Annotated in this window: 19 protein-coding genes; 13 read left to right on the forward strand and 6 right to left on the reverse strand. The window is 72.6% G+C overall.

The genetic code is table 11. The features are described 5' to 3' along the window. Positions 1-78 precede the first annotated feature (78 nt). The 10 genes from ABZ370_RS25630 to ABZ370_RS25675 all read left to right on the forward strand — a co-directional run bounded on the left by ABZ370_RS25630 (position 79) and on the right by ABZ370_RS25675 (position 9,515). Positions 79-873, forward strand: coding sequence for a GNAT family N-acetyltransferase (locus ABZ370_RS25630; RefSeq protein ID WP_358625149.1), 795 nt, complete (start codon positions 79-81; stop codon positions 871-873). 63 nt (positions 874-936) lie between these two features. Continuing rightward, positions 937-1,296: an MmcQ/YjbR family DNA-binding protein gene (locus tag ABZ370_RS25635; protein WP_358625151.1), complete on the forward strand. Its 360-nt coding sequence runs from the start codon at positions 937-939 to the stop codon at positions 1,294-1,296. 152 nt (positions 1,297-1,448) lie between these two features. Beyond that, the gene (locus ABZ370_RS25640; RefSeq protein ID WP_358625153.1) at positions 1,449-1,913 is read left to right on the forward strand and encodes a hypothetical protein; all 465 of its coding nucleotides are present in this window, start codon (positions 1,449-1,451) and stop codon (positions 1,911-1,913) included. A 163-nt stretch (positions 1,914-2,076) separates the two neighbouring features. Continuing rightward, entirely contained in the window at positions 2,077-2,376 is a 300-nt protein-coding gene (locus ABZ370_RS25645) for a hypothetical protein (protein WP_358625155.1), read from the forward strand. A gap of 32 nt (positions 2,377-2,408) precedes the next feature. Continuing rightward, a complete protein-coding gene (locus tag ABZ370_RS25650; RefSeq protein ID WP_358625157.1) occupies positions 2,409-3,380 on the forward strand; it encodes a GlxA family transcriptional regulator in 972 nt (323 codons plus the stop codon). After that, positions 3,377-3,979, forward strand: a complete 603-nt coding sequence (locus tag ABZ370_RS25655) for a DJ-1/PfpI family protein (protein WP_358625159.1) — start codon at positions 3,377-3,379, stop codon at positions 3,977-3,979. Before ABZ370_RS25650 ends, ABZ370_RS25655 begins: the two co-directional genes overlap by 4 nt. A gap of 33 nt (positions 3,980-4,012) precedes the next feature. Continuing rightward, positions 4,013-4,543, forward strand: a complete 531-nt coding sequence (locus tag ABZ370_RS25660) for a GNAT family N-acetyltransferase (RefSeq protein ID WP_358625161.1) — start codon at positions 4,013-4,015, stop codon at positions 4,541-4,543. Between the two features lie 109 nt (positions 4,544-4,652). After that, positions 4,653-6,155 carry an ABC transporter substrate-binding protein gene (locus ABZ370_RS25665; protein ID WP_358625163.1) on the forward strand — a complete coding sequence of 501 codons (1,503 nt, stop codon included), beginning with the start codon at positions 4,653-4,655 and terminating at the stop codon, positions 6,153-6,155. Next, positions 6,152-7,936 carry an ABC transporter permease subunit gene (locus tag ABZ370_RS25670; protein WP_358625165.1) on the forward strand — a complete coding sequence of 595 codons (1,785 nt, stop codon included), beginning with the start codon at positions 6,152-6,154 and terminating at the stop codon, positions 7,934-7,936. Before ABZ370_RS25665 ends, ABZ370_RS25670 begins: the two co-directional genes overlap by 4 nt. 118 nt (positions 7,937-8,054) lie before the next feature. Continuing rightward, positions 8,055-9,515 (forward strand): aldehyde dehydrogenase family protein, encoded by a 1,461-nt coding sequence (locus ABZ370_RS25675; protein WP_358625167.1) that lies wholly within the window; start codon positions 8,055-8,057, stop codon positions 9,513-9,515. Positions 9,516-9,519: 4 nt separating this feature from the next. On the opposite strand, the gene ABZ370_RS25680 is transcribed toward ABZ370_RS25675, so the two are convergent. Together ABZ370_RS25680 and sigJ are read right to left on the reverse strand one after the other, a co-directional pair. Further along, positions 9,520-10,476 (reverse strand): FAD-dependent oxidoreductase, encoded by a 957-nt coding sequence (locus tag ABZ370_RS25680; RefSeq protein ID WP_358625208.1) that lies wholly within the window; start codon positions 10,474-10,476, stop codon positions 9,520-9,522. Between the two features lie 198 nt (positions 10,477-10,674). Next, the gene (gene sigJ, locus ABZ370_RS25685; protein WP_358625169.1) at positions 10,675-11,547 is read right to left on the reverse strand and encodes an RNA polymerase sigma factor SigJ; all 873 of its coding nucleotides are present in this window, start codon (positions 11,545-11,547) and stop codon (positions 10,675-10,677) included. A 150-nt stretch (positions 11,548-11,697) separates the two neighbouring features. Between sigJ and ABZ370_RS25690 the strand changes: the two genes are divergently transcribed. From ABZ370_RS25690 to ABZ370_RS25700, 3 genes are all read left to right on the forward strand, one after another. Beyond that, the gene (locus ABZ370_RS25690) at positions 11,698-11,862 is read left to right on the forward strand and encodes a hypothetical protein (RefSeq protein ID WP_358625171.1); all 165 of its coding nucleotides are present in this window, start codon (positions 11,698-11,700) and stop codon (positions 11,860-11,862) included. 61 nt (positions 11,863-11,923) lie between these two features. Continuing rightward, entirely contained in the window at positions 11,924-13,042 is a 1,119-nt protein-coding gene (locus ABZ370_RS25695; protein WP_358625173.1) for a PP2C family protein-serine/threonine phosphatase, read from the forward strand. Positions 13,043-13,073: 31 nt separating this feature from the next. After that, positions 13,074-15,608: an ATP-dependent Clp protease ATP-binding subunit gene (locus ABZ370_RS25700; RefSeq protein ID WP_358625175.1), complete on the forward strand. Its 2,535-nt coding sequence runs from the start codon at positions 13,074-13,076 to the stop codon at positions 15,606-15,608. Between the two features lie 71 nt (positions 15,609-15,679). Here ABZ370_RS25700 and ABZ370_RS25705 read toward each other — a convergent pair whose 3' ends face one another. The 4 genes from ABZ370_RS25705 to ABZ370_RS25720 all read right to left on the reverse strand — a co-directional run bounded on the left by ABZ370_RS25705 (position 15,680) and on the right by ABZ370_RS25720 (position 20,079). Continuing rightward, positions 15,680-16,858, reverse strand: coding sequence for a CapA family protein (locus tag ABZ370_RS25705; RefSeq protein WP_358625177.1), 1,179 nt, complete (start codon positions 16,856-16,858; stop codon positions 15,680-15,682). 234 nt (positions 16,859-17,092) lie between these two features. Next, positions 17,093-18,970, reverse strand: coding sequence for a Xaa-Pro dipeptidyl-peptidase (locus ABZ370_RS25710; protein ID WP_358625179.1), 1,878 nt, complete (start codon positions 18,968-18,970; stop codon positions 17,093-17,095). Between the two features lie 101 nt (positions 18,971-19,071). Beyond that, positions 19,072-19,296, reverse strand: a complete 225-nt coding sequence (locus ABZ370_RS25715) for a DUF5988 family protein (RefSeq protein WP_358625181.1) — start codon at positions 19,294-19,296, stop codon at positions 19,072-19,074. A 12-nt stretch (positions 19,297-19,308) separates the two neighbouring features. After that, positions 19,309-20,079: an AfsR/SARP family transcriptional regulator gene (locus tag ABZ370_RS25720; RefSeq protein ID WP_358625183.1), complete on the reverse strand. Its 771-nt coding sequence runs from the start codon at positions 20,077-20,079 to the stop codon at positions 19,309-19,311. Between the last annotated feature and the right edge of the window lie 527 nt (positions 20,080-20,606).

Below are 20,606 nucleotides of genomic sequence, written 5' to 3' on the forward strand. Positions count from 1 at the left end.
ACGGGCCTCCCGGCCGTTCAAGCCGCCCCGCCGGTAAACCAGTTGCCCCATGCGGTCGGCCGGTGCTGGGGTGACCCGATGGACCTTGACGCGGTACGAGAGCTGTTCGACGGGCAACTGAGACAGGCGGCACCGGCCGACGGCCCCGGGACCCGGGTCGAGCACGTGGACGGGGTGGTACGGCAGACCGGCGCGGCCGACGACTGGAACGGCATCCGGTGGTCGGATCTGGACGCGTCCACGGCGGACGCGGCCATCGCGGCGCAGATACGATTCTTCACCGCCCGGGGGCGCGCCTTCGAGTGGAAGCTGTACGCCCATGACCGGCCCGGCGACCTCGGCGAGCGGCTCATCGCGGCCGGTTTCTCCGCCGAACCGGAGGAGACGGTGATGGTCGCGCCGGTGCGGGTTCCGCCCACTGCCGCCGGTCTCTCCGATCTCCCCGATCTTCCCGAGGGCGTCCGGCTGCTCCGGGTCACCGACGCCGCGGGGGTGGAGCTCATGGTGGACGTCCACGCGCGGGCGTTCGGCACCGACAGCGGTCACCTCAGGCACCGACTGCTCAGCCGGCTGCGCGAGGAACCGGACACGGTCGTCCCGGTCGTCGCCCTGGCCGGTGACCAGCCGGTGAGCGCCGCGCGGATGGAGCTGCCCCCGGGAGCGGACTTCGCCGGGCTGTGGGGCGGTGGCACCGTGGCGGAGTGGCGCGGCAGGGGCCTCTACCGGGCCCTGATCGCCTTCCGCGCCCGGATCGCCGCCGAGCGCGGCTACCGCTATCTCCAGGTCGACGCGTCCGACCAGAGCCGTCCGATCCTGGAGCGGCTCGGCTTCGCACCGCTGACCACGACCACGCCGTACGTCTACGGAAGCTAGGGTTCCGCTCGCCGCGGTGGCGTTGTCGGTGGCGCTGTCGGTGGGGTGCTCTACCGTCATGCCATGATCACGCCTGACGATGTCCGCCGGATCGCGCTGTCGCTGCCGCAGACGACCGAGAAGATCGCCTGGTCCATGCCGACCTTCCGGGTCGCCGGGAAGATGTTCGCCACGCTCCCCGAGGACGAGACCTCGATGGCCGTCCGCTGCCCCAGGGAAGAGCGGAACGAACTCACGCTCGCCGAGCCGGAGAAGTTCTGGATCGCCGATCACGAGGCGGGCTTCGCCTGGGTGCGGGTGCGGCTCGCCGCCCTGGAGAACCTCGACGAGCTGCGGGACATCCTCGTCGACTCCTGGCGGCAGGCGGCGCCGGTCGCGCTGCTCGACGCGCTGCCGGACTCCGGCGCGGCGACCTCCGACTGACGCCGCCTCGGGGCGCACCTCCTCGCCATGTGTCGGCATGCCTGTTCGAGGAGGTAACCGACACGGGTGAAATGCCCGCCTCTTTCGGGCTATCGGAGTGCTGCCTTCCGCTCTTCGCGGTTCTCTGGAAGGAGACCAGTGAGGGAGGCCGCATGGTGCACGGCCGCGAGACGAACCGCCGCCCGGCTCCCGGTCGGCCGCGCACCGTCCTGCTGGTCGCGCTGCTGGCGATCACCCTGCTGCACGGTCTGCTCTCCCTCGGCGCCGTCCATCCGCCGCCGCCCTCGGTGAGCCGCTGCGGGCCCGGCGTCCAGTCGCCTGCGGCCTCGCCCGCCGCGTCGACTGCGGCCTCGCCGGAGGAGGACGGTCCGTCCGCCCCGCGTCCGGCTGCCCGCGCCGCCCATGAGCTGGGCCGCCACCCGGCCGGTCATCCCGGGAGCGCCTGCGCCACCTCGGTCGGCTCCCACCGGTCCCTTCCCACGGCACCCCTGCACTTCGCCGTGGCCGTCGTCCGCGCCCGCCCGGCGGACCGTACGACGGGCCCCGCCGGTTCCGGTTCCGCCGCCGAGGCCGCGCCCCGCCGGCTCCCCGCACGGGACGTCGTCCTGCGCTGCTGAGCGGGGACCGGGCCGTTCCGCGTTTCTACAGCTCTCCCGCGTCCCCCGCATCTCCCCGTGTGCGCCGCGTCTTCCCGACGCGCCGCCGCGCGGGCGGAGCGCGGGTGCGGTACGGCCTGCCCCGGATCAGCCAACCGCCGTCCGACACCGCAGGAGCCCCCGCATGCCCATCGACGTCTACGCCGCCATGGGTGCACTGGTGCGCGCCGAAGCAGCGCGCCCGTCCACCGTCCCCGCCCAGTCCGACGCCTCCGCACCCCCGGCCGAGCCGCCCGGGGCCGTGCCCGTGTCCACCCCGCGTACGGGCTCGCCGCCCCGCAAGCCCGTGCCGCCCCGTACCGCCGCGTCACCCCACAGCGTCGCGTCACCCCGTACGGCCCGGCCCGGTCCGGTGCCGCGCCGCACCGGGTTCCTGCGGACCCTGCGCATGGCGTGGCGCGATGTGTGGGGTATGTGTCGTTGACGCCATGACGGGCGGGATCGCAGCCTGGAGGAGTGAACGAGCGACGCATCGTCTTCGTGGTCTTCGACGGGTTCCAGTCCCTCGATCTCACCGGCCCGCATGAGGTGTTCCAGCACGCCGACCAGCTCGCGGGCGGCTACCGCCGCCAGATCGTGGCACCCCGCCCGGGGCCCGTGGCGTCGTCCAGCGGGCTGCCGGTGCATATCGCGCACGGAGTGGCCGACCTCGACCCCGGCGGCGTCGACACCCTGGTGGTGGCGGGCGGCGCCGGGGTCGACCGGGCGTGCCACGATCCGGCGCTGACCGGCTGGATCGCGGCCGCCGCGGCCGGTGCCCGCCGGATCACCTCGGTGTGCAGCGGGGTGTTCCTGCTGGCCGCCACCGGGCTCGTCGACGGGCTTCGGGTGACCACCCACTGGGCGCGCGCGGAACAGCTCGCCCGGGAACATCCCGGTCTGCGGGTCGACTGCGATCCCATCTTCATCCGGGACGGCCGGGTGTGGACCTCGGCCGGGGTGACGGCCGGGATGGATCTCGCGCTCGCCCTGGTGGAAGCGGATCTGGGGCGCGAGGTGGCACACGCCGTCGCCCGCGAGATGGTGCTGTTCCTGCGCCGCCCCGGCGGTCAGTCCCAGTTCGGTGTGGGGCTGTGGTCGACGCAGCCCGCCACCGACTCCCTCCGCGCCGTGGTGTCCGCCATCCACGCCGACCCCGGCGCTCGCCACGGCATCGCCGATCTGGCCGCGTGCGCCGGGATGAGCCCGCGCCATCTGCAGCGCAGGTTCACCGCCGAACTCGGCACCCCGCCCGCGGCCTATGTGGAACGGGTGCGCGTGGAGGCGGCGCAGCGCGCGCTCGCCGGGGGCGACGACCCCGTCGAGACCATCGCCCGGCGGTACGGCTTCGGCACCGCCGAAACCTTGCGCCGCTCGTTCCACCGGCAGGTCGGCGTCGCGCCGTCCGACTACCGGGACCGATTCCGATCCACCAAGGAGCAGATGTGACGACGTACGGGCTGCTGGTCTTCGAGGGCGCCGAGGAACTCGACTTCGCCGGACCCTGGGAGGTGTTCACGGTCTCCTCGATGCTGCGCGACCACGCCGACACCGCCGTGCTCATCGCCGAGCGGTCCGGCGCCGTCCGCTGCAACAAGGGCATGCGGGTGCTGCCGGACCACACGCTGGACGACCATCCGCCCCTGGACGTCCTGCTGGTGCCGGGCGGCGGCGGAACCCGCCGCGAGGTGTCCAACCCGGTGGTCACCGACTGGATTCGCCGTACCTCCGCGGCCGCCACCTGGACCACCAGCGTCTGCACCGGGGCCCTGCTCCTGCACGAGGCGGGCCCGGCGCGCGGGCGCAGGGTCGCCACCCACCATCTCTTCGAGGACGCCCTGGAGGCGCGCGGCGACATCACGGTGGTGCGCGACGCGCGGTACGTCGTGGACGGCTCCCTGGTCACCAGCCAGGGCGTCTCGGCCGGGATCGACATGGCGCTGTGGCTCGTCGGCCGCCTCCACGGCGTCGACCACGCCCGCGCCGTACGCCGCTACATCCAGTACGAGCCCGCGCCCCCGTACCTCGCCGACGCCCCGGCCGGTTGATAGCCCCCGGGGCTTATTGCGTACGATCTGCAGGTGCATGAATTCAGCATCAGGACCGCGACAGCCGACGACCTCGACGCCGCCCGTGGCGTGATGCTCGACACCGTCTACCGCGACTTCGGGACGGGATACGTGCCGCGCTGGCACGCCGACATCATCGATCCCGGCGCCGCCTATCTGCGGTCGCCGCGGCACACGCTGCTGGTCGCGGTGGACGAGAGGGATGGCGCGGTCGCCGGGACCGCGGCCCTCGACTCCCGGGGCCCGGCCCATCCCCCCAACCCGGCGTGGCTGGCGGAGCGGTACCCGTCGAGGGAGACCGCCCAGCTGCGCCGGGTGTACGTGCGGCCCGAGTACCGCCGCCAGGGGCTGGCCCGCCGACTGGTGCGCGCGCTGCTCGACTTCGCCGCGGCCGACGGCGGATATCGCGCCGTCTATCTGCACACCGACCCGGGCGTGCCCGGCGCCGAGCCGTTCTGGCGGTCGCTGGGGAAGGCTGTGTGCGACGAGCGGGAGGAGTCCGGGGGTAGCCGGGTCCTGCACTTCGAGGTCCCCATGGCCTGAGTGGCGGCCATCTTCTGCCCCCGGGGCCCGTCTCCGTCGAGTTGATGGAAATGATTGTCATGTAGCCTCGGCTCATCCCGCTCCGCGCAGCCCCTGGAGAACCTGACCCATGCCCCCTGTCCGCCGTCGGACGGCCGCCGCTCTGCTGCTCGTCCCGCTGCTCGCGGGCTGCTTCGCCTCCCCGAACGGCACGGCGTACGACGCGGCGGGCGGCTCCGGCGGGGGAGGCAGTGGCCGGTTGCGGGTCGCGATGGCGTTCCCGCCCGCCGAGAACTTCTCCCCGTACGGCGCCGATGCCACCCTGCTCAGCCGACTCGGCGTCACCGAAGGGCTGACCCGTCTGGACGGCAACGGCTCCGCGTCGCCCGCGCTCGCCGAGTCCTGGACCCGGGAAGGCAGCCGCGGCTGGCTGTTCACCCTGCGCGAGGCCGAGTTCCAGGACGGCACCGCCGTCACCCCGAAGGCCGTCGCGGACGCCCTGACCCGCGCGGCGCACGCCGACCCGGTGCCCGCCGCGCTCTCCGGCGTCAAGCTCACCGCCAAGCCCGCGGGGGAGCGGCGGGTCCGGCTCACCACCTCGGCCGCGTACCCCGCGCTGCCGCTCACGCTCTCCAGCCCGGGCCTGGCCATCCTGTCCCCGAAGGCGTACAAGAAGGCGACCCCCGACCCGGCCGGTACCGCCACCGGACCCTTCGTACTCGGCCGGTCCACCGGTGCCACCCGGGCCACCCTGAACCGCTTCGACGGCTACTGGGGCGGCCTCGCCCACGCCTCCGGCATCGACGTCCGCTTCATCGCCGACGGCACCGCCCGCACCAACGCCCTGCGCACCGGCGACGCGGACATCGCCGAGGCCGTGCCCGTCTCCCAGGCGGCCACCCTCGACAAGCCCACCGTCCGGGAAGTGCCCACCGCCCGTACCACCGGCCTCTTCCTCAACACCCGCTCCGGCCCCTTCGCCGACCCGAAGGTCCGCGCCGCCGTCCGCGAGGCCGTCAAGCCCGGTGTGTTCGCGCGGGGCGTGTACGAGGGCCACGCCGACCCCGGCCAGGGCGTGTTCGGCCCCGCCCTCTCCTGGGCCACCGGCACACACCCCACGCCCGACCGCCCCTCGGCCGCGCGCGTCGAAAACACCTCGATCACCCTCGGCACCTACGACAACCGGCCCGAGCTGCCTGAGGCCGCCCAGGTGGTGCAACAGCAGCTGGAGAAGGCCGGATTCGACGTGAAGCTGGAGGTCCGGGAGTACTCCCGGCTGGAGGCCGACGCGCTCGCGGGCAGGTTCGACGCCGTCGTCGCCGCCCGCAACACCATGCTCGACACCGGCGACCCCGTCTCCTACCTCGCCAGCGACTTCACCTGCCACGGCAGCTACAACCTGGCCGGGCTCTGCGACAAGGCCGTGGACCGTGCCGTCGCCGTCGCCGACTCCCGCGCCGACACCGCCGAGCGGCAGAGCGCCTCGCTCGCCGCCCAGACGGCCATCCTGCGCACCGACGCCGTCGTGCCCCTGGTGCACCAGCGCATCATCCACGGCGTCGGCAGCTCGGTACGGGGAGTGGAGCTCGACCCGTACGAGCGCGCCCTCGTCGGCGCCGGTACGCACCGTTGACCGGCATACGCCGCGCCGCGGCCACCACCGCGGACGGACGGTCCGCCGCGCTGAGCGCGCTGTGGCGCGCCGCGCTCGCCCTCCTGCTGCTGTGCGGCATCGGCCTGCTGCCCTGGCTGTCCCGTACCGACCCCGCCCGCACCGTGCTCAAGGCGCGCGCGGCCGACCGCGATCCCACCCCCGAGCTGCTCGACGCCATCCGCCGCGACCTCGGCCTGGACGCCGGGCCCCCGCACCTCCTCGGCCAGTGGTTCGGCGGGCTGGCCCACGGCGACGCCGGGACGTCCTGGCTCTCCGGCACGGCCGTGGCGCCCATGGTGGCCCAGGCCCTCGGCTGCTCACTGCTGCTGATGGCCGGAGCGCTGGCGGTCGCGGTGGCCACGGCCGGTGCGGTGTGCGCGCGCACCCTGTGGCTCGGCGCGCGGCGGCGGCCGCTGCCGCGCGGCGCGGGGAGCGGTGGCGCGCTCCTCGCCGCGCTGCCGGAGTTCCTGCTCGCCTCCGTCCTGGCCGCCGTCATCGGGGTGCGGCTCGGCTGGCTGCCCGCCGTCGGCTGGTACGGCTGGTCCTGGATGCCGCTGCCCGCGCTCGCGCTCGGCCTGCCCGTCGGCGCGGCGCTCGGCCGCATCCTGGACGACGTCCTGCCCGGCGCCTTCGCGGAGCCCTGGGTGCGGGCCGCCGCCGCGCGCGGCATGCCCGCCCGGCGCATCGCCCGGCAGGCGCTGCGCCGGGCCGTCCCCGGAGTGTTGCCCAACGTGGGCCTGTTCGTGGTCGGCTTCACCGGTGGCGCCGTCGCCGTCGAGCAGGTCTTCGACATCCCCGGGCTCGGCCGTCTCACCCTTCAGTCGGCCCTCGCCCAGGATCTGCCGGTCCTCCAGACCGGAACCCTCGTGCTCATCGTGTTCGCCACCGCCGCCGGGGGCCTCGCCCGGCTCGCGGCCCGGCTGCTGCTCGGCCCGGCGCTGCGCGACGGCGAACTGCCCTCCCTCCACCGGCCGTCCGGGCAGCCCGCCCGCGCGCTCCCCCTGCTGTACGGGGCCGTCCTGCTGGCCGTCGTCGCCATCGGCGCGCTCCGGGACCCGATGGCACTGGACCCCATGGCCCGTCTCGACCCCCCGTCCTGGCAGCACCCGTTCGGTACGGACGCGCTCGGCCGCGATCTGCTGGCCCGGGTGGGACACGGCGCGCTCACCACCCTCGCCCTCGCCCTCGCGGTGAGCGCCTGCGCGCTGGCCGTGGGGCTGCTGCTCGGCCTGGTGCCCCGGCTGTCCGGCGGGCTCGTCGAGACCGCCAACGCCGTACCGCCCGTGCTCGCCGGGCTGCTGGTCGCGGGCACCGCCGGGGCCGGTCCGTACACGCCCGCGCTCGCCGTCGCCGCCGTCGCCTGGGCGCCCCTGGCCGCGCACACCGCCGCCCTGCTGGTCCAGGAGCGCGCCGCCACCCACCTCGCCGCGACGCGCGCGCTCGGCGCGGGCCGCCACCACCTGCTCCGCCGTCATCTGCTGCCCGCCGTACTGCCGCCCGTCACGCGCCACGCGCTGCTGCGGCTGCCCGCCGTGGCGCTGGCCCTGGCCTCCCTCGGCTTCCTGGGCCTCGGCGCCCAGCCGCCGTCCCCCGAGTGGGGGCGGCTCCTCGCCGAGAACCACCCCTACGCCGAACGCGCGCCCTGGGCCGTGCTCACCCCCGCCGCCGCGCTCGCCCTGCTCGGTGTGGTGGCGGTCACCTCGGCCGGGGGAGTGCGGTGGCCGGGACGGCGGGCGCGCCGGTCGGCCGCACTCGATTGACACAGCTCTCGATTGACACAAATCGAAACGGCGGCGGAGACTGGCGCGCACACGTGTGATGAACTCAAGTTCACTGCGCGCACAGGCTGTTCGGCACGCTACCGCGAAGGACACCGGAATGACCATCACCCGCGACCTCATGATCGGCGGCAAGGACACTCCGGCCGCCTCGGGCCGCACCGCCGACGACCTCGACCCCTACACCGGCGAGGTGTACGCCACCGTGGCGGCCGGCGGGCCCGAGGACGTGGCGCGCGCGGTGGCCGCGGCCGACGCGGCCTTCCCCGAATGGGCCGAGACGGCCCCGTTCACCCGCCGGAAGATCTTCCTCACCGCGGCGGACCTGCTGGAGTCCCGCGCCGCGCAGGCCGCGGAGTACATGCGGCACGAGGCGGGCGGCACCGCGCCCTGGGCCCACTTCAACGTGGCGCTTGCCGCCAACATCCTGCGCGAGGCCGCCGCGGCCATCACCGCGCCGCGCGGCGATGTCCTCAGCGCCCAGGAGGCCGGGGCGCTGGGGCTCGCCGTGCGGGAACCGATGGGTGTCGTCGCCGCGTTCGCCCCGTGGAACGCGCCGGTCATCCTCGGTGTCCGCGCGGTCGCGGCCCCGCTCGCGGCGGGCAACACCGTGGTGCTGAAGCCGAGCGAGGACGCGCCGCTGGCCTGCGGGCTCTTCGTCGCCGACGTCCTGCGCGACGCCGGGCTGCCCGACGGTGTGCTCAACGTGGTCACCAACGCCCCCGAGGACGCCGCCGAGGTGGCCGAGGCCCTGATCGCCGACGAGCGGGTACGGATGGTCAACTTCACCGGGTCCACCGGTGTCGGCCGGATCGTCGGCGCCCACGCCGCACGCCATCTCAAGCCCGCAGTCCTGGAGTTGGGCGGCAAGAACGCCATCATCGTCCTCGACGACGCCGATGTGGACTACGCGGTGGACGCCGCCGCCTTCGGCGTGTTCATGAACTCCGGCCAGATCTGCATGTCGGGCGACCGCATCCTCGTCCACGAGAGCCTCGCCGAGGAGTTCACCGCGAAGTTCACCGCCAAGGTCGCCGCGCTGCCCTGCGGCGACCCCGCCGATCCGACCACCGTGGTCGGCCCGCTGGTCCGCCCCGAGGCGGCGCAGCGGGTGGCGGCCCTCGTCCAGGACGCGGTGGCCAAGGGCGCGACCGTGCTCACGGGCGGCACAGCCCCCGAGGGCTCGGTCCACCCGGCCACGGTGCTGACCGGCGTCACCGAGGACATGGACCTCTACCACGGCGAGGCGTTCGGCCCGGTGTGCGTGGTCGCCACCTTCGCGGACGACGACGGGGCCGTCGCCCTGGCCAACGCCACCGACCACGGGCTGACCTGCGGCATCATCACCGAGAACGGCACGCACGGGCTGCGGGTCGCACGCCGTATCCGCACCGGCATCGTGCACATCAACGACCAGTCGGTGGCCGACGAACCACAGGTCCCGTTCGGCGGCATCAAGCAGTCCGGGTACGGGCGGTTCGGCGGCCGCTGGGGCATCGAGGCGTTCTCCGACACCCGCTGGATCACCCTGGCCACCCAGCACGCCCACTACCCGTTCTGACCCGTCAGCCGAACCCCGGGAGGTGGCCGACGGCGTCCGGGCGCCGGGCGGCCAGCCGCAGCACGCGGATGGTCGAGCGCACCACCTGCTCCTTGACGCGGGCGGCGGTGGCCCCGCGCAGGATCACGTCGCGCGGGGCATCGTCCGCGCGCACGAACTGGACCAGCCCCTCCCGGCGGCCGAGGCTGACGCACTGCAGCAGGTAGCGAAAGGCCAGCGGCTTCGGCTGCCGTCCCCGCACCTCGGCGATGATCGAGGAGGCGGCGTGCGAGCCGGTCGGCAGGGCGGTGGCGCACGCCATCCGCAGCGCTCCGGCGAGCGGTGAGGTAACGGCGGCGGCGTCCCCGACGGCGTAGATCCCGGGGTGGGACACGGAACGCAGGGCGGTGTCCACGCGGATGCGCCCGGCGGGGTCGAGGGCGAGTCCCGCCGCCTCGGCGAGCCCGGTGTTCGCCGTCATCGAGGCGGCCCATACGACCGTATCGGCGTCGATGTCCCCTGGGCGCGCCACGGATCGGCCCTCCCCGATCCGTACACCCAGCCCGGTGAGAGCCGTACGGACATGGGTGCGGCCCCTGGGGGACAGCCCGCCGCCGATCTCGCCCGCGGTGAGCAGCCGTACCCGCCAGTTCCGGTGGCTCTCGGCGAGTTCGGCGGCCAGCTCGATACCGGTGAGCCCACCGCCGACGACGGCGAGGTCACCGGACCCGTCGAGCAGCCGCTTGTGCAGTTCGGCCGAGGTCTCCGGGGTGAAGGCGCCTTCGCCGACGTCGGCGGTGAAGCTGCCGAGCGCGTACACCAGACGGTCGTACGGCAGACGGCGGCCGTCATCCGTGTCCACCTGGCGGGTGGCGGGGTCGATACGGGTGGCACGGGCGGCGATGTGCGCGATGCCGGTGCCCCGCAGCAGCGCGGTCAGCGGGTGCGTCACCTCGGGCCGCCCGGCGGCCCGTTCGTGCAGCCGGACCCGCTCGGTGAAGCGGTCGCTCGGGTCGACGAGGGTGACGTGGGCGTACGGCCAGGCGCAGGGCGGCCAGCAGCCCGCCGTAGCCCGCGCCGAGCACCACGACCAGTTGCTTCTTCATGTCGGTCGCCTCCTCCTCAAGGGGTGTTCACGAGGGGGACGACACAGCGGGCCGGGGTGTGACGGTGACGCCGGTCACAGGTTGGGGAGGTCGAGGTGGCGCAGCTTGTCGGGGTTGATGACGACGTCGACCGCGGTGATCCGCTCGTGGCGCACGGTGAACGCGAAGACCACGGCCCGCTCGCCCGCCGGGTCCACGATGACCAGCCCGGGGGCGCCGTTGACGTCCCGCCGCAGGACGGACATCGTCGCCGGGTCGAGGCCGCGGGCGAGGCGCTGGGCGAAACGCGCCACCTGCTCGTTGCCGAGGATCGGCACCCGGGACGCCACGACCTTCCCGCCGCCGTCCGAGCGCCACACCACCTCCGGATCGAGGATCTCGAGCAGCCCGTCCAGATCGCCGCCCGTCACCGCCGTCAGGAAGGCGTCCACCGCGCGCCGGTGCTCGCCGCGGTCGACGGAGCGGCGCGGGGCCTCGGCCCGCACCCGCTTGCGGGCGCGTGAGGCCAGCTGCCGTACCGCCTCGGGGGACCGGCCCACGACCTCGGCGATCTCGGGGAACGGCACCGAGAACACGTCGTGCAGGATGAACGCGGTCCGCTCGGCGGGGGTGAGCCGCTCCAACACCGTGAGCAGGGCAAAGCCCACGGACTCGTCCAGCGTCACCCGGTCCTCGGGACCGTCGCCCGCCACCACCGGCTCCGGCAGCCAGGGCCCGATGTACGCCTCGCGGCGGGCGCGGGCGGAGCCGAGCAGGTCGTAGCAGATCCGGCTGACCACCGTGGTCAGATACGCGCGCGGGTCGGCCACCTCGTCCCCGGGCAGCGCCTGCCAGCGCAGCCACGTCTCCTGTACGGCGTCATCGGCGTCGGCGACCGACCCGGTGATGCGGTACGCGACGGCCCACAGCCGACCGCGCTGCTGCTCGAACTCTGCCAGGTCTGCCATGGCCCCGATCCTCTCGTCCGTTTCCGGGACCCGGAAACGGGCCCGGAAGGGGAGACGAAACGGCGGCCCGGAGTGTGACATCACGCCTGGTAGAGGGTCGAGGAAGGCGGAGACCGACGCTGTCGATCAAGCTGATGATGCTCGACCCCCTTGTTCGCCTTCCTGGTGGCACACCCCGGATTCGGAGTGATGCTCACCGTGATGTTCTTCGGCACCACCACCCCCGTCGTCGCCGTCACCTGGTATTTGACCGCTCTCGCCGCCCTCAGCCTGGCCGCCGTGGCCATCGCACGCCGCCGCTACGCCATCCGCTGACCCAGACCCTGTGACGAAACGGGGGTGGCGCGGGGGGCCGGGAGAGGCGTAAGTAGTAGATGTGGATATTCGGCAGGGTCTCCCGGAGCTCGGCCGGCCAGGGCAGCAGGGGAGACGGGCCCTGGTCGCGATTCCCCTGGCACTCATCGTCCTGATCGTGCTCGGCGATGTGTTCGGCCCTGCGGGCGTCCGTCTCAGCCCCCTCCTGATCGCCGCCCCCGCCATGGCCGCGTCCTTCGCCGGGCCGCTGCTCACCGGCAGTATCGGGCTGGTGGCCGTGGGCGCCCAGATCGGCATCAACGCCGGACAGCACCGGCTGACCGCGCCCAACCGGATGGCCGAACTCTTCACCCTGATCCTCGTCTCCGCCCTCATCGTGCTCTTCCGCGCCGTGCTCGACCGCCACGCCCGCGAGCTGAGCCGGGTCAGGGCGGTGGCCGACGTGGCGCAGAAGGTGCTGCTGCGCCCGTTGCCCGACCGCGTCGGCCCGCTGCGGATCGCCTCCGTCTACCTCGCCGCCGAGCCGGGCGCGGAGATAGGCGGCGACCTGTACGCGGCGGCCCGCACCTCGTTCGGCACCCGCCTGATCATCGGCGATGTGCGCGGCAGCGGGCTCACCGCCGTCGCGGACGCCTCACTGGTGCTCGGCGCCTTCCGTGCGATCGCCCACTGGCCCGTACCACTGCCCGAACTCGTCTCGCACCTGGACGCCGCCCTGTCCGCGGAGCGCACCGAACCCACCGACCGGGCGCCGGGGGCGGGGGAGTCGTTCGTCACCGCCGCCGTCCTGGAGATCCCCGACGACCAGCCGGTGGTCCGGATGGTCAACTGCGGACACCCGCCGCCGTTCCTGCTGCGCGACTCCACCATCAAGGCCCTCGAAGGCCGTGCCCCCGCCCTGCCGCTGGGCCTCGGCGACCTGGCGGCCGACCGCTACCGGGCCGAGGACTACCCGTTCGAACCGGGCGATCTGCTGCTCCTGTACACCGACGGCGTGATCGAGGCGCGCGACGCCGACGGCACCTTCTACCCGCTCACCGAACGGCTCCAGACCTGGGACGGCGACGGGCCCCGGGGCTTTGTGGACCACCTCCGCCGCGACCTGCTCGCCCACATCGGCGGCCACCAGGGCGACGACGCCGCTCTGGTCGTCCTGGAGCGCCGCCACCCGGAAAGCTGACCACCGCACGAACCACCGCTAAAGTGGTGATATGGGCAGCGGGAACGACGGTCCTGACGACTTCGGGCCAGACCCACTCGGCGACTTCCTCGCCCGGTTCCTCGGAACCGGTCCCGGCGGGCAGGGGGCCGACCGCCATGTCGACTTCGGCCGGCTCATGAGCGAGACCGCTCGCCACCTGGTCTCCTCCGCCGCGTCGTACGCCGCCGAACACGGCAGCACCGACCTCGACACCGAACATCTGCTGCGGGCGGCGCTCACCGCCGAACCGACCCGCACCATGGTCTCCCGCGCCGGGGCCGACCCCGACCGGCTCGCCGCCGAAATCGACCAGCAGGCGGGGGACGGCCCGCCACGCGGCTCGGTCGCCGTCACGCCCGCCGTCAAACGGGCGCTGCTCGACGCCCATGAGATCGCCCGGGCCCGCGGCTCCTCGTACATCGGCCCCGAACACGTACTGATCGCCCTCGCCGCCAACCGGGACTCCACCGCCGGGCAGATCCTCCACGCCGCCCACTTCGAACCCCGCAGCGCACCCCCGGCCGGCCGCCCGGCCCCGGGCCCCGCCGCCGAGCGGCCCGTGGCGGACCGCCGCGGCACCCCCACCCTCGACCGGTACGGCCGCGATCTGACCGACCTGGCCCGGGAGGGCCGCATCGACCCGGTCATCGGCCGCGACGAGGAGATCGAGCAGAGCATCGAGATCCTGGCCCGGCGCGGCAAGAACAACCCCGTCCTGATCGGCGAGGCGGGCGTCGGCAAAACCGCCGTCGTCGAGGGGCTGGCCCAGCGCATCGCCGAGGCCGACGTGCCGGACATCCTGCTCGGCCGCCGCGTCATCCAGCTCGACTTCGCGGGTGTCGTGGCCGGGACCCGCTACCGCGGCGACTTCGAACAGCGCCTCACCGCCATCATCGACGAGATCCGCGCCCACTCCGACGAACTCATCATCTTCATCGACGAACTGCACACCGTCGTCGGCGCGGGCGGCGGCTCCGAGGGCGGCACCATGGACGCGGGCAACCTGCTCAAGCCCGCCCTCGCCCGAGGCGAACTGCACGTCATCGGCGCCAGCACACTCCAGGAGTACCGCCAGTACATCGAGAAGGACGCAGCCCTCGCCCGCCGCTTCCAGCCCATCATGGTCCCCGAACCCACCCCCACGGCCGCCGTCTCCATCCTGCACGGCCTCCGCGACCGCCACGAGGCACACCACCAGGTGCGCTACACCGACGAGGCGCTGCTCGCCGCCGTCGAACTCGCCGACCGCTACCTCGCCGACCGCTTCCTCCCGGACAAGGCCATCGACCTGATGGACCAGGCCGGTGCCCGGGTACGGCTGCGCTCCAGCGCCCGCGGCACCGATCTGCGCGCCCTGGAACGCGAGGTCGAACAGCTGACCCGCGACAAGGACCAGGCCGTCGCCGCCGAGCAGTACGAGCGCGCCACCGCACTGCGCGACCGCATCGCCGAACTCGGCGGCCGCATCACCGAGGGCTCCGGCACCCAGTTCCACGGCTCCCGGGTCTCCGAGGTCACCGTCGAGGACATCGCCGACATCGTCTCCCGGCAGACCGGCATCCCCGTCAGCAGCCTCACCCAGGAGGAGCGCGAACGGCTGCTCGGCCTGGAAGAACACCTCCACAAGCGGGTCATCGGCCAGGAGGAGGCCGTCGCCGCCGTCTCCGACGCCGTGCTGCGCTCCCGGGCCGGACTCGCCGACCCCCACCGCCCCAGCGGCAGCTTCCTCTTCCTCGGCCCCACCGGCGTCGGCAAGACCGAACTCGCCCGCGCCCTGGCCGAGGCGCTGTTCGGCAGCGAGGACCGGATGGTCCGCCTCGACATGAGCGAATACCAGGAGAAGCACACCGTGAGCCGCCTCGTCGGCGCGCCACCCGGATACGTCGGCCACGAGGAGGCCGGGCAGCTGACCGAGGCGGTACGCAGACAGCCGTACGCGCTGCTGCTCATGGACGAGGTGGAAAAGGCCCACGCGGACGTGTTCAACATCCTGCTCCAGGTGCTCGACGACGGCAGACTGACCGACGCCCAGGGCCGCACCATCGACTTCAAGAACACCGTCATCGTCATGACCAGCAACCTCGGCTCCGAGGCCATCACCGGGCGCGGCGCCGTCCTCGGCTTCGGCGGCGGCGACGCCGAGGCCGACGAGGCGTCCCGCCGCGAACGGGTGCTGCGCCCGCTGCGGGAACACTTCCGGCCCGAGTTCCTCAACCGCATCGACGAGATCGTGATCTTCCGCAGGCTCGCCGACGAACAGCTGCGCCAGATCACCGATGTGCTGCTGGAGGAGACCCGCCGCCGGATGCGCGCCCAGGACATCCTCGTCGACTTCACCCCCGCCGCCGTCGACTGGCTGGCCCGCCACGGCCACCAGCCGGAGTACGGCGCCCGCCCGCTGCGCCGTACGATCCAGCGTGAGGTCGACAACCCGCTCTCCCGGATGCTGCTCGGTGGCACGCTGCGGCCGCACAGCCCGGTCGAAGTCGACGTGGAGAACGACGTGTTGGCGTTCCACATCGAGCAGGAGCCCGCGGCCACGTGACCGTCACGGCCACGTGACCGTCACGGCCACCTGACCGTCACGGCCACCTGACCGTCACGGCCACGTGTCCGTCAGCGTCCCATGGTCAGACCGTCCTTCTTCGCGCCCCGGCTGAGGACCGCTTCCTGGATGGTGGACAGGGCGTGGGTGTAGTGGCTGTTGCCGGGGCTTTTCTCCAGCGCCCGGGGGAGGTTGACCACGGAGATCGGGTCGTTGCCCACGGCGTGCGGGATGAACTCCGCCTTCTCCACCTCCCACGGTCTGCCCTCGGCGGTGGGCGGTGCGAAGGTGAAGCGGGCCGCCGAGCCCATCTGCCCGCGCTCGTCCGGCATCACGCCCGCGACCTGGTCACCCATGCCGTAGACCACCCAGGTGCCGTTGACCTTCTCGTACGCCTGGGGGACATGGGCATGAGTGCCGATGATGAGGTCGATGTCGCGGCGGCCGTGGCTCCGGGACGCGGTGAGCTTCTTGGCGAGGGACAGCTGCTGCTTGTCCGGCGCCTGCTGCCACTCGGTGCCCCAGTGTGTGCTGACCACGACCACATCGGCCCCGGCGCGACGGGCGGCCCGGGCGTCCTTGATGATGCGATCGGCGTCGATGAGGTTGACGATCCAGGGCTTCCCCTGGGGCACCGGGATGCCGTTCGTGCCGTACGCGTAGGCGAGCTGGGCCACCTTGGCGCCACCGGCCTCCATGACGGCCGGGGTGGCGCTCTCCCGGGCGGACCGGGCCGATCCGGTGTGCTGGACACCGGCCTTGTCCAGGGCGCCGAGGGTGCGGGTCACGCCCTCCGTCCCGGCGTCCAGCGTGTGGTTGGAGGCCGTGGAGCAGGAGTCGTAGCCGAGCTTCCTGATCGCGTCGGCGATCTGGGGCGGGGTTTTGAACGTGGGGTATCCGGTGAACGGCCCGCCGGCCGCGCCGTACACCGTCTCCATGTGGCAGATGGCCAGATCGGCCTGGGCGACCACGGGCGCGGCACCCACCAGCATGCGGTGGAAGTCGTAGCTCTCACCGCCCGAGTCCGCGCGCGCCTGACGGATGACGGAGGCATGGGCGAGGAGATCACCGGTGGCCACCAGGGTGAACTTCTTCTGGGACTCGGCGCGCGCCACGCCCGCTGTCCGGGAGGGTTTCTGCTCGGCGTGGCCGGTGGCGGTGGTGTCGCCGCCGCTGCCGCACGCGGTGGCGACGGTGGCGAGCAGGGCGGCCGCGAATATCGCCGTTCGGCGGCGTCGGTGAGGGAACACGAGTCACTCCGCACTCACGAGGGCAAATGGGTGGATTGTCGTATTTATGCGTACGACAGAAGATCACCCAACGGAGAGGTGCGAAGCTTCACCGGAACGGCAGACCGGAAGCACCCGATGAGCCCTCTCGAACCCTTGTGATGCGGACGTGCGAGCGACGTGGAATCGGCTGAACGGACGTACTCGTCCGGGAGGTGTCCGCGCCGGGCCCGTCAGCGGAGGCCGGCGCGCACCTTAACCACGCCGAGCGGTCAACGGAACGGTGACACGGCCGGCGGCCAGATCGACGGACACCTTCGCCCCGGTGGCGTCCTCGAAGTAGAGAAAGTCGGCGTCGGTGCCCGCGAGGACGAGGCCGAGCCGGTGACCGGGCTTGACCTGGTAGTCGTTCGGAAGCGTCTGCCAGGCGACGCGGTAGGACGTACCCGGCGTCAGCGGCTCCGGCGTGGTCGGCGAGTGCCGGTTCTGCGCGTCCATCCAGCCCCGGGCGATCACCTCGGAGGGGTTGCGGACCGTCACATTGGCCGTCTTCTGGTAGCACGCGTCGTCCGCGGCGGTGCTCTCGCCGTGGCAGGACTCCTCGGCGAGCCCGCGCAGCCCGTCGTGGACGCCGTTCAGCGGGTCGTTGCGCGACCAGTCGATCCGTTCGTCCTCGCCGTAGTCGACCAGCAGCGCGGTGAGGTTCGACGTCGGCTTGTCGAGCGTGACCCGTAAGTCCACGGTGGGCGTGCCCGAGATCCGCGCGCCGGTGCGCAGTGGCGGGGTGAGGAACGCGAGTCGGCCGGGCCGGGCGGCGGCCGGGTCGGCGGTGAGGTCCGCCTCGCTCAGCTTGAGATCGGTGAAGGTTCCGGTGCCGGTGGCGGGACGGAGCGTCAGCGAGCCGTCGGGCCTGGGGTGCAGGGACGCGGGGGAGGTGCGGGCCGGCCAGTCGGCCTGGGTGGTCCAGGTGGCCGGCCCGGACTGCAGATCGACCCGGGGCTCGTCCATGATGCCGTTCCGGATTCCGTACAGCCAGTAGTCGAACCAGCGGTGCACGGTGTCGACCCAGCGGGCGCGCCGCCCGGGCCAGTCGAACGGGTCGGCGTGGCCGTAGCGCCCGAGCCACAGCTTGCGCGGTACGCCCCGCTCGGCCAGCGGGGCCCACCAGTCGGCGAGCTGGTCGATCCGCACGTTGTAGTCGCTGAGGTCGTGGGCGGCGAAGACGCTCGCCCGCACCTTGCTCACCTGGGGAGCGGGCGGCGCGAGGTAGTCGCGCTCCTTCCAGTAAGCGTTGTAGTTGCCGGTGGCGTCGTCCTCGCCCGCGGCCAGGCCGTCGCGCACCGCTTGGCACTTCGCGGGCGGGTCGGAGTCCAGCGAAGCGGCCAGCCACGGGCCGAACCCGTTCCAGTGCTTGGCGCCGTTCGTCCGGGCGAACTCGTACCAGGAGCTGATTCCGGAGATCGGGACGATCGTCTCCAGGCCCTTCACCCCGGTGCCCGCCACGGCGTTCGCCAGGGTCCCCTCGTAGGAGTGGCCGATCATTCCGGTCTTGCCGCTGGACCAGGTGGCCTTCGCCGCGCTGCCGTCGGCCCGGTAGGCGGTGGCCCGGCCGCCCAGCCAGTCGATCGCCGAGGTGGCCGCGGCGACGTCGGCCTTGCCGCCGATGGTCGGGCAGCCGTCGGACCTGCCGGTGCCGGTCATGTCGACGTCGACGACGGCGTAGCCGCGGGGAACGAAGTAATTGTCGTAGAAGAGGGGAAACTTCAGCGGGTTGCCCTCGGCGTCGTAGGTCTTCTTCTCCGCCTCGAAGCCGCGGCCGACCGTGTCGTTGTACGGGCTGGCCAGCATGATGACCGGGACCTTGAGCCCCCGCTCGGTCTCCCGGGGCCGGATGATGTCCACGGCCACGCGGTCCTTGGCGCCGTCGCCGTCGCTGTCGACGGGCGTGTGGACCATGAGGTGTTCCCGGATGGCGTCCCGGTAAGAGAACACCGGCTGGGTACGGCCATGGGCCACGGCGGGCGAGGGCGTGGCGGAGGGGCGGGCCGTGGCGGGCCCGGTGGGGAGGGCGGCGAGGGACATCGATATCGCGACCGCGATGACCGCGGTGCCTCGCCATCGTGGAATGAGCACGCGGTCCTCCTGGTCGCATGGGGCCTGTCCCGCCGAGGGGCGCCGGACCGATGGACAAGCGGTCCGGCGCCCCTCGGCGGAGGTTTTCCTGGCTCCGATGGCTACTCGGCGATTTTGGTGCGCATGATCCAGCGGAACACCGCCGGGAGGAGATCGCCGTCGACCAGCTCGAAATGCTCGTATCCATTGCGGTGCTGGATTTTGAGCCTCCGAGTGGCGAGGGACGACTGACCGGTGCGATGCGCCCGGGGGAGATCGTCAGGACCCCCTTCGAGGATGACCTCGATCGGGCCGCCGTCGGGAAAATATGTGCTCTGTTCCGTCACCTGTTCACCTCTTTACGCGGGAACCTGCAGTTCGAGCCGGTCGTCCGAGGTGAGGATGGCCCGCTGCATGTCCTGAAGGGCCCGGCACGGTTCGAGCCCGAGTTCCTCGTTGAGCGTCTTCCGTGCCGCTTGATACACATGCAGGGCGTCCGCCCGGCGGCCGCAGCGGTAGAGCGCCAGCATCAGCTGACGATGCAGTGCCTCCCGCAGCGGGTGCTCGGTGGTCAGCTGGTACAGACCGCTTACCAGTTCGCGATGGCGGCCGAGCATCAGGCGCGAATCGGTCAGCATTTCGACACACTCCAGACGGGCTTCCTTCAGCCAGGTCTGAAATCCCTCGAGAATCGGCCCGTGGCACACATCGTCCAGCAGCGGGTCGCGCCAGAGGTCGAGCGCGCTTTCGAAACAGGCCGTGGCCTGCTGGTGGCGTCGCTCCCGGAGATGATCCCGGCCCTCGCCCACCAGCCGTTCGAAACAGTGGAAGTCGAGATCATCATTTCCCAGGCGCAGGACGTATCCCGGCGGGCGGGTGAGAACCGGGCTTTCGCTCTGCTGGGGCCGCCGCAGGAACTTGCGAATCTGGGAGACATACACATGAAGGCCCGCGATCGCCCGGCGCGGCGGGTCCTGGCCCCAGATCTCCGTGATGAGCTGGTCGATCGGAACCACCTGATCCGCGCGGACCAGGAGGACGGTCAGCAGGACTTCGATCTTCCGCGCCCTGATGGATAATTTCCGCCCCTCCTCGACCACGCGGAGAGGGCCCATGATCTCATATCGCACTGCTTGCCCCGTCCGAGTCGCCGATGCGTGCGGTCATGGGGCAGTCGGCGCCGTTGCCGGAAATCCCCGCGAGATTCTTCGAGTTTCCGTACCCGCCCGGGGGTGGTGCCTGTCTGCTGAAGACGAACGAATGTGCGGGCTCTCGTCGCGCACGTGCCGCCGAGCCGCCCGCCTGTGGGAAGTGGATCGGCTGTTCACCGCCGCACGGGGACGGACAGTGCTGCCGATTCCGCTTACTCACGTCGTTCGCGACTGCCATTACTCACCCCTCTTTATCACGGACCTGCCGGTGCTTCGGAAACCGCGAATCCGCAGTTCACCGCCCATGGCAGGTGCCCTTCGTCCTAAGCGATTCCTATGACTACCTGCCTCACCTAGAATCCGGGTAGATGCGCCCTAGAGGCGCCACCGCGCAGAAAGGAGCGCATTTCGAAACCGGTGTGGAAGATCAGGGTCCGGATATCTTCGGCCTTGAGTAGCGCGGTCAGCGAATGACAATACGCTGATCGCGATGGCGGGTTCAAGCG

The sequence above is a fragment of the Streptomyces sp. NPDC005962 genome (assembly GCF_040629205.1).
Classification (GTDB): Bacteria; Actinomycetota; Actinomycetes; order Streptomycetales; family Streptomycetaceae; genus Streptomyces.